At 36.5% G+C, this 14733-nt stretch carries 15 protein-coding genes; 12 read left to right on the top strand and 3 right to left on the bottom strand.

All coding sequences use genetic code 11. From position 1 onward, the window contains the following. Together G577_RS0105090 and G577_RS0105095 are read left to right on the top strand one after the other, a co-directional pair. The gene (locus G577_RS0105090) at positions 1–1533 is read left to right on the top strand and encodes an ABC transporter permease/substrate-binding protein (RefSeq protein WP_028790268.1); all 1533 of its coding nucleotides are present in this window, start codon (positions 1–3) and stop codon (positions 1531–1533) included. Beyond that, on the top strand, positions 1533–2489 hold the full coding sequence (locus G577_RS0105095) for an ABC transporter ATP-binding protein (RefSeq protein WP_028790269.1): 957 nt from the start codon (positions 1533–1535) through the stop codon (positions 2487–2489). The genes G577_RS0105090 and G577_RS0105095 overlap by 1 nt, the downstream gene beginning before the upstream one ends. An 81-nt stretch (positions 2490–2570) precedes the next feature. On the opposite strand, the gene G577_RS0105100 is transcribed toward G577_RS0105095, so the two are convergent. After that, positions 2571–3302 (bottom strand): N-6 DNA methylase, encoded by a 732-nt coding sequence (locus tag G577_RS0105100; protein ID WP_028790270.1) that lies wholly within the window; start codon positions 3300–3302, stop codon positions 2571–2573. A gap of 22 nt (positions 3303–3324) precedes the next feature. Then, the gene (locus G577_RS0105105) at positions 3325–4041 is read right to left on the bottom strand and encodes a demethylmenaquinone methyltransferase (RefSeq protein ID WP_028790271.1); all 717 of its coding nucleotides are present in this window, start codon (positions 4039–4041) and stop codon (positions 3325–3327) included. Between the two features lie 169 nt (positions 4042–4210). Here G577_RS0105105 and G577_RS0105110 point away from each other — a divergent pair, with 169 nt between their 5' ends. Together G577_RS0105110 and G577_RS0105115 are read left to right on the top strand one after the other, a co-directional pair. After that, positions 4211–5629: a glycoside hydrolase family 1 protein gene (locus G577_RS0105110; protein WP_028790272.1), complete on the top strand. Its 1419-nt coding sequence runs from the start codon at positions 4211–4213 to the stop codon at positions 5627–5629. Between the two features lie 202 nt (positions 5630–5831). Next, complete coding sequence (locus G577_RS0105115) at positions 5832–6452, top strand: hypothetical protein (RefSeq protein ID WP_028790273.1); 621 nt, start codon at positions 5832–5834, stop codon at positions 6450–6452. Positions 6453–6524: 72 nt separating this feature from the next. Here the strand turns inward: G577_RS0105115 and G577_RS0105120 are convergent, their stop codons facing one another. Next, the gene (locus tag G577_RS0105120; protein WP_331279469.1) at positions 6525–7073 is read right to left on the bottom strand and encodes an RNA 2'-phosphotransferase; all 549 of its coding nucleotides are present in this window, start codon (positions 7071–7073) and stop codon (positions 6525–6527) included. 282 nt (positions 7074–7355) lie between these two features. On the opposite strand from G577_RS0105120, the gene cysK reads away from it, so the two are divergent. The 8 genes from cysK to G577_RS0105165 form a co-directional block, all read left to right on the top strand. Then, positions 7356–8282 carry a cysteine synthase A gene (gene cysK / locus G577_RS0105130; protein ID WP_028790275.1) on the top strand — a complete coding sequence of 309 codons (927 nt, stop codon included), beginning with the start codon at positions 7356–7358 and terminating at the stop codon, positions 8280–8282. 185 nt (positions 8283–8467) lie between these two features. After that, on the top strand, positions 8468–9175 hold the full coding sequence (budA, locus tag G577_RS0105135) for an acetolactate decarboxylase (protein ID WP_028790276.1): 708 nt from the start codon (positions 8468–8470) through the stop codon (positions 9173–9175). An 18-nt stretch (positions 9176–9193) separates the two neighbouring features. Further along, positions 9194–9754, top strand: coding sequence for a DJ-1 family glyoxalase III (locus G577_RS0105140; RefSeq protein ID WP_028790277.1), 561 nt, complete (start codon positions 9194–9196; stop codon positions 9752–9754). A gap of 269 nt (positions 9755–10023) precedes the next feature. Beyond that, complete coding sequence (locus tag G577_RS0105145; protein WP_028790278.1) at positions 10024–10932, top strand: PLP-dependent cysteine synthase family protein; 909 nt, start codon at positions 10024–10026, stop codon at positions 10930–10932. An 18-nt stretch (positions 10933–10950) separates the two neighbouring features. After that, positions 10951–12096, top strand: coding sequence for a trans-sulfuration enzyme family protein (locus G577_RS0105150; RefSeq protein ID WP_028790279.1), 1146 nt, complete (start codon positions 10951–10953; stop codon positions 12094–12096). 2 nt (positions 12097–12098) lie between these two features. Further along, the gene (gene epsC, locus G577_RS0105155; RefSeq protein ID WP_028790280.1) at positions 12099–12602 is read left to right on the top strand and encodes a serine O-acetyltransferase EpsC; all 504 of its coding nucleotides are present in this window, start codon (positions 12099–12101) and stop codon (positions 12600–12602) included. Between the two features lie 400 nt (positions 12603–13002). Then, complete coding sequence (locus G577_RS11060; protein WP_051176648.1) at positions 13003–14115, top strand: BglG family transcription antiterminator; 1113 nt, start codon at positions 13003–13005, stop codon at positions 14113–14115. Between the two features lie 139 nt (positions 14116–14254). After that, the coding region (locus G577_RS0105165) for a transposase (protein ID WP_028790281.1) at positions 14255–14733 on the top strand (479 nt) is incomplete at its 3' end.

Here is a 14733-nt window from a genome sequence, read left to right on the forward strand (position 1 = left end):
ATGGAAAATCTCTTAGAAACGTTTACTGAACGACGAGGAGAATTATGGAGCGAGTTATTAAATCATTTAGGTATTTCAGTCATTTCTCTTTTGATTGCAATGCTGATTGCTATCCCTCTTGCTATTTGGGTGGTCAGATATAAAAAAGTTGCTGAAATAGGTTTGCAAATTGCAGGTATTTTACAAACAATTCCTTCTTTAGCTCTACTCGGATTGTTAATTCCTTTAGTAGGTATTGGAACGACACCTGCAATTATCGCCTTAGTTATTTATGCTTTATTACCTATTTTTCAGAATACGTATTTGGGGATTTCAGAAATTGATCCAGCTATTGAAGAGGCGGCTGATGCCTTTGGAATGTCCAAAATGCGCAAGTTATTTAAAGTTGAACTACCGATGGCAAGACCGGCTATTGTTTCTGGAATCCGAACGGCTATGGTATTAATTATCGGAACTGCTACATTAGCAGCGTTAATCGGAGCTGGTGGTTTAGGGACGTTTATTCTTTTAGGGATCGACCGCAATGATATGCCATTAATCATCATCGGGACGGTTTCTGCAGCGTTGTTATCAATTATTTTAAGTTCGCTCATCCGTTGGTTTGAACGAGCAAAACCTTGGCAATCAATGATTGGCTTAGCTGTCTTGGTTGTATTATTGGGCGGCAGTGGAGCTTATTCTGCTTATGCTAATCGGCAACAAACCATAACAATTGCAGGAAAATTAGGCTCTGAGCCCGAAATTTTAATTAATATGTATAAGGATTTAATTGAAGATGAGGATTCAGATATTAATGTTGAAGTAGAACCGAACTTTGGGAAAACAACTTTTTTATATAATGCAGTTAAAAATGATCAAATTGACATTTATCCTGAATTTACAGGAACTGTATTAGAAACGCTTATCGACGACGAATCTATTGATACACAAGGACTTTCAGAAGAAGAAACTTATTCTCAAGCTAGAGAAAAGCTCCAAGAACAAGATCAGCTGACTCTATTAGAACCTATGAGCTATAATAACGCTTATGCATTAGCAGTGAAGGATGACTTTAAGGAAGAGCAACAGTTAGAATCTATCAGTGATCTTGCTAGCATCGAAGAAGACATCCAAGCTGGGATGACTTTAGAATTTATCGATCGTGAAGATGGGCTACGTGGGATCGAAGACTTATATGATTTAGACTTTGAAACAAGTTCAATGGAGCCTGCATTGCGTTACCAAGCTATTGATGACGGACGAGTGAACCTAATTGATGCTTATTCTACAGATAGTGAATTACGACAGTACCATTTAAGTATATTAAATGATGATAGAGGGCTATTTCCCAAATATCAAGGAGCTCCGCTTATGAGCACAGAGTTTGCAGAGGATAATCCACAAGTAGTAGAAGCCTTAGATAAACTAGGTGGAAAAATTACTGAAGAAGAAATGCAAGAAATGAATTATGAAGTCAATGTAGAAGATCAAGCGCCCGATGAGGTAGCTCATAATTACCTTGACGATAATGGTTTACTAGAGGGGGATGAATAATGAGTAAAGCAATTGAATTTCAACAGGTTTCAAAATCCTTTGGCGATACCATAGTCATCCCTGATATGAATCTTTCCATCGCTCAAGGAGAGTTATTTGTACTCGTTGGAACTTCTGGAAGTGGGAAAACAACCTCACTTAAAATGATTAACCGTTTAGAAGAACCGACACAGGGAAACATTTTAATTAGTGGGAAAAAAGCGAAAGACTATCCTTTGCAACAATTGCGTTGGTCAATGGGATATATCTTACAGCAAATTGCGCTTTTTCCTACGATGACAGTGTCTCAAAATATCGCTGTGATCCCAGAAATGAAAAAAGTTTCTAAAAAAGAGATTAATGACTTAGTTGATGAACTGTTAACCAAAGTTAATTTGGATCCTGAGAAATATCGCGATCGTATGCCAAGGGAGCTTTCTGGTGGGGAGCAGCAAAGGATTGGAATATTACGGGCTATAGCGTCAAAACCTGATATTGTTTTAATGGATGAGCCTTTTGGTGCTCTAGACCCTTTGTCACGGACGACTTTACAAGATTTGATACTAGATTTGCACAAAGAGTTAGAAAATACGATCATATTTGTAACGCATGATATGGATGAAGCGATGAAGCTAGGGGATCGAATTGGCATTATGGGAGACGGTAAGTTGTTACAAGTGGGTACTCCCAGGGAATTAGCCCAAAATCCTACGAATGATTTTGTTCGAGATTTCTTCCGTTCGGGCGCAGATAAAAGTATTTACCAAGTTCTTGTTAAAGATGTCGCCCAAAAAGAAGGTTATGAGACGGTGCCAAGTAACGAAACGAAAGTTGAGCCATTACAAGAAGAGGCTACATTACAAGATGTTTTTACCGCTTTAAGTAGTTATGATTATATTGAAGTGTTAGATTCACAACAAACTTCATTAGGATACTTATCTAAAAATCAAATTTTTCAATATTTGAGCCGAGTATGAAAAAGTAAAATATCCGGACTATATTTAATGAGCTGCGCAAATTACGGCTAGCTATATTATATAGTTCGGATATTTTTGCTTTTAAGCACTCAAAGGTTGTAAAATAACGATTTGCCTTTTTCCATGTTTTAATCGATTGACTTGAATAAAATTCTGATGCGCTATTCGCTCGTTTTTATTACAGATAATAGCGACTACTGAATTATTTAAATCAAGTGTTTGATAAATATGATCTAATAACAGTTTAGCAGGTTGCTCTCGTATGTCTCCTTGCCAGTGAGCCATGTTTCCATAAGGCAAGTCTGTTATAACAATATTAACCTTTTTGAAGAAAGGGGGACCTTCTGTGATATCCCATGGAAAGCATTGGACTTCTTTTTGAGGTGCTTTTGTATCGAGCAACAGTGCCGCTAAACGTTTAGCACTATGAAGTACTTCTGCTGATTGTGTCTGTTCTTCTTGGCTTTTATTAACTGATTGCAATGTCTTTATTTTTTGATTTAGAGTCTCATCTGTAAGAAGGTTCAAATTTTTTTGAGCGTATGTCAGCGCACTTTTATCAATATCAGTGCCATATATTTTTGTTAGATTTGTACTATAAATAAATCCGAGAACAGTTAACAAATGGGCTCCACCGCAACAAGGGTCGTAGATAGTTAAGTGGTCTGTACTTTTAAGAAAAGACAAGCATCTTGCCATAATTTCACTGGCAATTCTTACAGGAAATGCTGGCGTTCTAGGGGCGTTAACTAATACTTTGTCACTAGAAAAATCACTGTAATCTTTTTTTAAAGTTTCAAATTTAAATTTCATTTCTAAAGGCTCTTTTCTAAATCTACTTTTGTTTATATCCAATATGTAGCGCACAAGCGCCAAACATGAATGTCGTATAAAAGGTATTGACGAATCCAACTTTTTGAAACATTTGCTTAAGTTCGTTTACATGGACAAATTGTTGAGTTGTTTGTTGGAGATAGATATAATCCTTTCGATCATTATGTTTGAATTTAGCAATAATGGGTACGAGTTTAAAATAAAGAGACCAAAAAGGATAAATAAGTTTATTTTCTGGTTGAGAAGTTTCTAAACAGGCGACCATTCCTTCTGGCTTTACCACCCGTTTCATTTCTTCTAATACTTGAGAAGCATCAGGCACATTACGTAGACCAAATCCGATGGACACAAGATCAAACGTATTATCTTCAAAAGGAAGGGCCATGGCATCTCCTTGGATTAAAGTTGTTTGTTTATCAACTTTGGCTTGCTTTATTTTTTTATTCGCAATTTCTAGCATGTTTTTACTAAAATCTAAACCTACGACTTTTCCTGTACTTCCTACCGTTTTGGCTAAGTCAATAGTCCAATCGCCTGTCCCACAACATAAATCAAGAGCTTTTTGGCCGGTTGTTAAAGAAAGTTTCGTCATAGTTTTTTTTCGCCAACGTTTGTGCATGCCCAAAGAAATGGCACTATTTGTAGTATCGTAAGTAGATGAAATACGATCAAAAAGAGCTTGCACTTTGGCTTCTGAATTTTTATTTGTGCGAGACATTTTCTGCTCCTTTCGTTGAGTTTGTTAGTAAGATTGTATCAAAACTAGGTTAAAACTTAAATCAATTGATTCTCACAAGCGATAAGGTGAAAATAGAGAAGAAAGTAAAAATATAATGACCAGTAAACAAATTTGGTTTAAAATGAAAATAGTAGGAGGAGAGATACTTATGAGGAAACAAAATGGTTTTAAAGATGATTTTTTATGGGGCGGTGCAGTAGCTGCCAACCAAGTTGAAGGCGCTTATGATGTTGACGGTAAAGGGTTATCCGTTCAAGATGTTACTCCTGATGGTGCTATGGGACGTATTACAGAGGGTCCCACTGAAGACAATTTAAAATTAAAAGCGATTGATTTTTATCATCATTATAAAGAAGACATTGCTCTTTTTGCCGAAATGGGCTATAAAGTTTTTCGTACTTCAATTGCTTGGAGTCGCATTTTCCCTAATGGCGATGATGAAGAGCCTAATGAAGCTGGTCTACAATTTTATGATAATGTATTTGATGAGTGCTTGAAATACGGCATAGAGCCTTTAGTGACTTTATCTCATTATGAAACGCCTCTACACTTAGCCGAAAAATATGATGGTTGGAAAGACCGACGAATGATTGGTTTTTTTGAAAAATATGCGCGAACGGTCTTTAACCGTTATAAGGATAAAGTAAAATATTGGCTAACATTTAATGAAATAAATTCTGTTTTGCATATGCCATTTATTTCAGGTGGCATTAAAACGCCTAAAGAAGACCTAAGTGACCAAGAGTTATATCAAGCCGTTCATCATGAACTGGTGGCTTCTGCTTCAGTAACTAAGATTGCCCATGAAATTAATCCTGAATTTCAAGTAGGGTGTATGGTTTTGGCTATGCCTACTTATCCGATTTCATCCAATCCTGAAGATGTTTTGGCGGCAAAAGAAGCAGAAAATACAAATTATGCATTTACGGATATTCATGTTCGAGGAGAATATCCTGGACATTTGCTACGTTTCTTTGCAGAAAATGGTATAGACATTCAATTTGAAAAAGGTGACGCTGAACTATTAAAAAATCATCCAGTAGATTTTATTTCCTTTAGTTATTACATGAGTGTAGCTGCTGCAGCACATCCAGAAGAATATAGTTCTGGAGCTGGAAATGTTATTGGTGGCATCGAAAATCCACATTTAGAAAAATCTGAATGGGGATGGGCGATTGACCCTGTTGGTCTACGGATTGTTCTAAATGATTTTTATGACCGTTATCGAGTTCCTTTGTTTATTGTAGAAAATGGTTTAGGAGCAAAAGACCAATTAATTCAAGACGAAAATGGACAATATACAGTTGAAGATGATTATCGAATGGATTACATGCAACAACACCTAGCTCAAGCTAAAGAAGCGGTAAAAGATGGTGTTGATCTAATGGGATATACTTCTTGGGGATGTATTGACTTAGTAAGTGCATCTACAGCGCAAATGAGTAAACGTTATGGTTTTATTTATGTAGATCGTAATGATGATGGCTCTGGTTCGTTAAATCGTTATAAGAAAAAATCATTTGACTGGTATAAAAAAGTGATTGAAACAAACGGAGAAAATTTATAATTTCAAAGGAGATAAAAAAGGCGGGAAAGCTTATTTTCCGCCTTTTTTTAAATCATAAAATAACATAAATAATTGTTGTGAGCAGGATTTATTTATTGACTCTTTAGGGTTTTCGTTTAGAATAAAATAAAAGGGAAAACTTGCTGCGCATTCAAATGTATGATACAATTCTGTACGTTTTGCAGAGGAGTTGAACGTAAAGATGAAAAATAAATTTAATCTTCAAGCATTACTGATCAGCTGTCTTGCAACATTTATTTTGAGTGTAGCAGTAAATAATGATGCGAATACCTTTGTTGCTGCACCTTTTCAACCAATTCAGGAAAAACTTGCAGATGAGTCAAGTCAGGAGTCGCCGTCTTCAAGTGCACAGTCGTTCAAAAAAGAAACAACTGAGACCACTTCAACCACTGAACAGCCTGCAGCTGTTACAAGTACGAGTTCAAGTTCGATTGAAGAAGTAACAGATAACACAGAAATGACAACAAATCAAACGACAACGACAAGCAGTAACTATACGACAGATGAACAAACAACTGAGACAAGCAATGAGCAAACGCAAGAAACAACGGAAACGACAAGGGAAACAAGCGAAACTGTAGATTCTGAAACAACAGAAGATACAGAAACGAATGAAAATGAAGTAAGTGAGACCTTCAATACAACTGAATCATCAGAAACGACGGAGTCCGTAGAAGACACAGAAACTTCTGAAACACAAGAAGAGTCTTCTGCCAATACTCCGGAGGTAAGAGGACAAGCGAGGGAGGAAGAAGAGAGTCATGAGGAACCAACAGATTCTACTCGCGAAGAATGGGAATAAATAAAATAAGGATAGGAAATCTAGCAGCTATAGGTTTCCCATCCTTATTTTTATATAATTATTTGTTCGTTATTAAGACATTTTGAGTAAATAACTAGCTGGAAGAAGTTCGACTAACCAAATGCCACTTTTTGTAGAGTAAAAAGCATAGCCATTTTCTGCAGCTTTTAGCGCATAAATATAGAAAACAGCGGGAGGATCAGCGTGCCGTCTGCCAATTTTTTTAGCTGTCTCTAGATTCTCTGATAAATGGACGAATTCACGCCCCATCTTATTTAACCCTTCTGATTGGATGATTTTTGCAGCAGTTGGACTTGTACCATGATATAAAATCTCAGGGGGGATGTCAGGCCCTTGTAAAGGTAAAACCGAAACACTGTGTCCATATAGTGCTCTGATATAATCTCCTTCAATGACATAACGTTGTCTAGGGCTTTCATTTATGATCTGTTCAATTTGAGCTTGGTCGATTTTTTGCCCGTAATGAGCGTTGAATTTATCGATGAATTCATTAATTTCTATCCGTCCATACTCATCTAAGTTAATTCCAATTTTTTCAGGTCGATGTCTTAAGACAAGAGAAAGTCGCTTACTGAGTTTAGTGAGTTTTTCATTCATCATAACTTCACTCCTTTATTGTATTTTAACAAAAGGAACAAGTTGGGGCATGGGCGAATTTAACTATTCATTTGAAAAGATGTCCTTATATTTGCCTCTAAACTTACTTTTTGTTAGACTAAAATTAACGGACGAAATGTTGTATATGTATGAACAAAATTTGGAGATATGGCGTTTTTTGAAAACAAATTAGGAACCGCTTTCTAACTTTTATCAAATTGCAACATTGTTTTCAGTAAAACAATCAAGCTTTCCTAGAATTTATCAATGAAAGGAAGAGATGTTATGAGTCATGTAGATAATATAGTGAAGTTAATTGGGAATACTCCTTTGGTAAAGTTAAATAAAATTGTCCCTGAGGAAGCAGCAGACGTTTATGCTAAGTTAGAGTTTTATAATCCTGGAGGTTCAGTAAAAGATCGAATTGCACTTGCCATGATTGAAGCCGCTGAAAAAGACGGACGTTTGCAAGCTGGGGGTACAATTGTTGAACCAACTTCAGGAAACACGGGAATTGGTTTAGCTATGGTAGCTGCAGCTAAAGGATATCGTTTAATTATTACTATGCCAGATACGATGAGTATAGAACGTCGCTCTTTGATGAAAGGCTATGGTGCTGAATTACTTTTAACACCAGGCGCAGATGGGATGAGCGGAGCCATTCAAAAGGCACATGAATTAGTTGATGAACATGGGTACTTTTTGCCTATGCAATTTGAAAATCCTGCTAACCCAGAGATACATGAAAAAACGACCGGTCAAGAAATTATTAAAGATTTTGCTGGAAATACTCCAGATGCCTTTATCGCTGGTATAGGAACTGGAGGGACAATCACTGGAGTCGGACATGCCCTTAAAAAATTAAATGAAAATGTTCAGCTTTATGGTTTAGAAGCTTCTGAAGCAGCGCTAATCAAAGAAGGAATTAAGGGTAAACACAAAATTCAAGGGATATCAGCCGGGATTGTTCCAGATGTGTTGGATCAATCTGTTTATCAAGATATTGTTACTGTATCTAGCCAACAAGCTATTGATATGGCGCATAATGTAAGCGCGAAAGAAGGATTTTTGCCAGGCATTTCTGGTGGGGCAAATATTTTTGGTGCCATTGAAATAGCGAAAAAACTAGGAAAAGGAAAAACGGTGGTGACTGTTGTCCCAGATAATGGGGAACGTTATCTATCTACCGACCTATTTAAATTTGATGAATAATTTAGAAAAGGCTAGGAGTGCTTTCCTAGTCTTTTTTTGTGTGGTAAAAAAAGAACCATTGATTGCTGAATGAACATTAAAAAGCCAAAGTAATGTTCATTCAAGAAATGAATCACTAGATGGTTATATTTTTATGAACGATTAAATTTTGTTAAGATGAACATATAACAAGAAAGGTGAGGCTGATGACAGGACGTTTATTTCATTACAATACACTAGGTACGCTAATGAAAGGCGGGTTTGACGGTGCGTTTTCATTCCATAACGTATTAAAAAATGCAGGAATCGGCATAGGAACTGTGGATCAATTAGATGGAGAACTAGTGGTTTTAGACCAACATGGATACCGATTTGATGTGGAAGGTCAAATCCATGAAGTTCGACCGGAAGAAACGACACCTTATGCTGCTGTTATTGATTTTGTTCCAGAAAACAAGAAGACATTAGCAAAAAAGACAACGAAAGAAACTTTAGAAGAAACATTGACCTGTCAATTTTCGAGTAAAAATGTTTTCCGAGCTGTGAAAATTCAAGGAACTTTTAATAAAATCAGATGCCGTTCGGTACAAAAGCAGGAAAAACCGTACCCAGACTTGGTTGATGTTGCAAAAGATCAAGCAGAGTTCACAGCCGAGGATATTACCGGGACTTTAGTAGGAATTTATACGCCTGAGCTCTTTGGAGCCATTTCTGCTACCGGCTTTCATTTGCATTTTATTAGTGATGACCATCGTTTTGGTGGTCATGTCTTAGCTTTTGAAATTGACGTCCCAACTGTTGAATGGCAAACAGTAGATACTGTAGAACAAAAATTTCCAACGGACAACGAAACATTTATGAATACAGAATTTGATTATAGTAGTGTACTATCAGACATCGATCAGTCTGAATAAAAGAGGAGGAATTTTATTATGAGTAAAGTAGCTGTAGTATTTGCGCCAGGATTTGAAGAAATCGAAGGATTAACGATTGTCGATGTATTACGTAGAGCAGAAGTAGATGTGACTATGGTAGGTTTCGACCAGGAAGTTACAGGAAACCACAATATCACTATTAAAAGTGATCAACTTCTAGATGAAAGCTTGAAAGATTTCGATATGATTGTGTTGCCTGGAGGTACACAAGGAGCTAATAATTTAAAAAATAACACAACCGTAATAGAAAACTTACAAGCAGCATATAAAGATGGGAAACAAATTGCTGCTATTTGTGCAGCCCCGATTGCTTTAGAAGAAGCAGGCTTACTCAAAGATAAAACCTATACATCTTTTCCTGGAGTGCAAGAAAATATTCAATCTGGCGAGTACTCAGAACATTTAGTAGTCAAAGATGGTCGTATCACCACGAGTCGTGGACCTGCGACAGCTATGGCCTTTAGTTATCGTCTTGTAGATATTCTAGGAGGAAACAGTGACGCTATTAAAGACGCTATGCAATATGATAAATTAGTTGCTTCTTTTTTAGAGAATTAGTGTTTGACAAATGAAAAAAAACTCGTTATATTTACCTTAAGAATTTAACACGGAGGATCTTAGGATGAATCAAGGAAATCTGTTTGCTATTTTTTCATACAGCTGTTGTCAGATGTCGCGTTTTGGTGATATCTGACTAGTTTTGCGTGAACTTAATTGAGTTTTTTTAGAAGTTCAAATAGCAAGCTGGTTTTGAAGGACCCAGGGCGCGAAAATCAATTATGATTTTCGCGCTTTTTTTCGTGCAAAAGAAAGGTGGTAAGAATAAAATGTTAGTAAAACAAGCAACGCAATTGATTGGGAATACTCCCTTAATTGACTTACAAATGGAAATACCCAAACAAAGTCATATTTATGCCAAATTAGAAATGTACAATCCTGGTGGAAGCATCAAAGATCGCTTAGGGAAATATTTGTTCGAAAAGGCGATGAAAGAAGGCGAAATTAACCGTCATACTACAGTAATTGAACCTACAGCAGGAAATACCGGGATCGGTTTTGCTTTGATTGCACAGGCTTATCAATTACCTACGATCTTAGTTGTCCCTGAAAATTTTAGTTTTGAAAAACAAGAACTAATGAAAGCCTTAGGAGCTAAAATTGTTCATACGGCAAGTGAAGATGGCATCAAAGGGGCCATCAAAAAAGCACGAGAACTAGAAAAAGAGCAAGAAAATGCTTTTGTTCCCATGCAATTTGAGAATGAAGCGAATCCAGAGACTTACTATCATACGTTAGCTCCAGAAATTGAGGAAGATTTGCAAGCGCCTATTGCTGCGTTTGTAGCAGGAGCAGGCAGTGGCGGTTCATTTGCAGGAAGTGCGAAATATTTAAAAGAAAAAAATCCTCATTTAAAAACAGTGGTCACTGAACCAGAAGGCTCTATTTTAAATGGAGGTCCAGCGCATTCTCATAAAACAGAAGGTATTGGCGTTGAATTTATGCCACCATTTTTTTCGGAGATCCCTATTGATGAGATACAAACAATTTCTGATGAGGAGACCTTTTTCTATGTGAAAAAAGCGGCCAAAGAATTAGGCCTATTTATTGGAAGTTCAAGTGGAGCAGCATTAGCCGCAAGTTTAAAAATGGCAGAAAAGCTTCCTCCTAAAAGCAATATTGTCACCATTTTTGCTGATAGTAGTGAGCGTTATTTAAGCAAACACATTTACCAATAAGAAAGAGAGGAATTTATAATGGAATTTAATACAAAACTAATACATGGCGGGACTTCAATGGATGAAACAACAGGGGGCATGTCTGTTCCAATTCACATGGCTACGACCTTTCAGCAAAAAAAGATTGGCGCAAATAAATATGATTATTCACGTTCAGGAAATCCGACGCGCGAAGCAGTCGAAAGTTTAATTGCTGACCTTGAAGGAGGACAAGAAGGTTTGGCTTTTGCCTCAGGTTCAGCTGCAACACAAACGATCTTTTCTTTATTTTCTGCAGGTGACCATTTTATTGTAGGCAATGATGTTTATGGCGGGACGTTTCGTTTGATTGACGGTGTGTTAAAGCGTTTTGGTATGACATTTACAGCTGTCGATACTCGTGATTTGGCTGCTATTAAACAAGCAATTACTCCGAATACTAAAGCGATCTATTTGGAAACACCAACAAACCCATTACTTCATGTCACCGACATTCAAGCTGTAGCTGACATTGCTCGATCCAATCATTTGTTAAGTATCATAGATAGTACGTTTAGTTCTCCTTACATCCAACGACCTATTGAATTTGGTGTAGATTTGGTCATTCATAGTGCTTCTAAATATTTAGGAGGGCATAGTGATGTGATTGCTGGACTTGTGGTTGCTAAGGATGAAGAGCTAGCAGCAGAACTTCGTTATTTACAAAATGCGATCGGCGGTGTCTTATCTCCGCACGATAGTTGGCTTTTACAAAGAGGTATGAAAACATTGGGGCTGCGTATGCGTGCACATTTACAAAATGCAGAAGCCGTTTTTAATTACTTAGCCGAACAACCTTTAGTAAGTAAAATTTATTATCCAGGTAATTCGGAAAATGTAGATTTTTCTACAGCTAAAAAACAAATGAATGGGTACGGCGCAATGATTTCTTTTGAATTACAAGAAGGTTTAGACCCTAAGGAATTCGTTGAGCAATTACAAGTCATCACGCTAGCCGAAAGTTTAGGAGCAGTTGAAAGTCTTATCGAAATTCCTGCTTTAATGACTCATGGTTCTATCCCGAAAGAAACTCGTTTAGCTAATGGGATAAAAGATGAATTAATACGTTTGTCTGTAGGTGTTGAAGATCAAGAAGATATTTTAGCCGATCTTTCCCAAGGATTTAATTACTTGAAAGGAAACTAGCCATGTTTAAAACTGCCCGAGCTATTTTAGAGCAAGATCCTGCGGCTCACAGTTTAGCCGAAGTTGTTTTGACTTATCCTGGCGTGCGCGCGCTTTTTTGGCATCGTATAGCGCAGTATTTTGCTTATCGTCGACACCCTTTTTTAGCCAGTGTTATGAGACGGCATAATGAACATCGAACGGGAGTGTCTATAGAACCCCGAGCTCAAATTGGCAAACGAGTATTTATTGATCATGGAGTAGGCGTCGTTATTGGGGAAACGAGCATTATAGAAGATGATGTAGTGATGTTACATGGTGTAACGCTTGGTTCTCGTTATATTGATGATACTGGACGACGACATCCACATATCAAAAAAGGAGCTTATATAGGTGCGAATGCTCAAATTCTGGGTCCGGTAACCATCGGAAAAGCTAGTAAAATTGGCGCAGGCGCCGTTGTATTAAAAGATGTTCCAGACTATGCGACGGCAGTAGGAAACCCAGCCAGGATTATTGAAAAATAATAGATTTATATAATGAAAAACCTCCTGATTGTTAATTTTATTTAACAGTTAGGAGGTTTTTTATTTAATGATGTTGTTTATTGAAAGGATGGGGGCTGCTATTTTTGGTTCGAATTTTCTTTAAAATCTTTTATTTTGCAAAAGTACGAAAATGAAATTCTATAAAATATAATAATGACTGTAAAAAATAACCTTTTGAGGCCTGATTGTATTTAAAATGATTGTCTTCCACTTTAAATACAATAAAGGGAAATTTACTCCAAGCTTTCTTATTTGTTAAATAAAGAAAGGAAGTCTCCCTGATAACCTTCATTTATATGTCCACTGCAACGGACATATCTAAGGGAAGCGCTTTCTAATGTATACGTTAAGATAAAAATGTAAGGGAGGAAGAGAAACGATGACGACAAAAGAAAACCGGGAGCAGAATCTATTACTTCTTCTATCGAAACAAAGAGATTATGTCACCTCAACTGAATTAGCAACTGAATTAGCGGTTTCTAAAAAGACAGTTTATCGTTTGATAAGAAAAATTAATGACAACTATCCAGAAGGTGATTTAATTTCTTCTGAAAAAGGACGGGGATATAAATTAGATTATGAAAAGTATATTTCCATGAATTTGACACAAATGGATAATAGTTCTTCTGCTTATTCACCTGAAGAAAGGCGGAATCGTATTATGGAGGAGTTATTATTAACTTCTCCTAAAGCTAAAAATGTGTACGATTTATTTAAAGATTATTATGTAGGAGATTCAGTGATTTTTAATGACGAGCAAGCCATCTCGGATCAGTTATCAGAATATCAATTAAAGTTGATCAGAAAAAATCGAGCTATCCAAGGAGAAGAAGGAAATATACGACAAGCGATAGCTGATTTCATACAAGCTTTTAATACAGTAGACATTGATGAACTAGCAAGTGTAAGGGAATCAAGGTTAAATACTTATGACGCGTTGTTTGTTCTTAACAAAATAAAGAAAATAGAGAAAAACTTAAAAATGACACTTCCATATCCATATAATATTAACATTTTTTCGCACCTTTATATTTTAATCACGCGTTCAAGAAATGTTGGCTTATTGAAAATTAATGACAGGAACGTTTTGACAAAAGAAGAAAAAGAGCAACTTTCAAAAGATACTACATTGTATGAAGTTGCAAATAGCACAATTACAAATATTGAGCAATATTTAAATAGAAGTTTACCTGAAATTGAAATCTTTTATCTGTATCAATACTTAGCTTCTTCTCGTATGCAAAGTGTAGTTGATGATACGGATAAATTTTCTGAGCAAGTAACTCAAATTACATATACTTATATGGAAGAAATGAGTGAAAAATTAGGAATTTCCATCTTTGATACACGATTTTTTTCTGATCTAGCGAACCATATCAAACCAATGATTAATCGTTTAAAACATAAAATACGTATTAAAAATGGTTTATTGGATGAAATTAAACTTTCTTATAAAGAAATTTACGGAAAAGTAGACCTGAATGATTTATAAATTTTTCCAAGGATTATTCAAGCCTTGGCATGCTCTTTTTTCTAAAGGTTTCATTGCTTCACCTTCTGGGTGTACAAAAAGAACGCACTCTGTGTTATTGTAAAGTCGACGAAACATAACAATAAAGGAGTGCGTTCTTATGTCTATCACTTTACAACAAAAATCGCTGACATTCAATGACCAAAAAGCCATTTCAGTCGCCAACGATGGTGGCAACTTAACCAATGACGCGGGGCTCGTCTTGCTTTCGGAGTTTTTAAATCAAATTCGTTTTGATTCACTGTTAGCGCAATACGTTCATATTCCAGAGCATCGTTCCTTCGCCCAACATGAATGGCTGGACGTCGTAAAACAATGGTTATTTCAATTGATCGCTGGTTATTCTCGAGACCGAGACGCCAACACCTTACAATATGATCGCCTTTTTAAGGAAGCATTGAAACAAGAACGACTCAGTTCGCAATTTATGATGTCTACTTTGCTTCATACCTTAACAGAAGAAACTATCAACCAATTATTACAAGTGGCGAAAAAACTTGGCGATTTAGGCATGGACCAGCAAAACAGTCAACAACTCGTGCTTGATCTAGATTCCACCTGTTGTCCTACCTACGGAAA

Origin of the sequence: Tetragenococcus muriaticus DSM 15685, assembly GCF_000423785.1 — a bacterium.
Classification (GTDB): Bacteria; Bacillota; Bacilli; order Lactobacillales; family Enterococcaceae; genus Tetragenococcus; species Tetragenococcus muriaticus.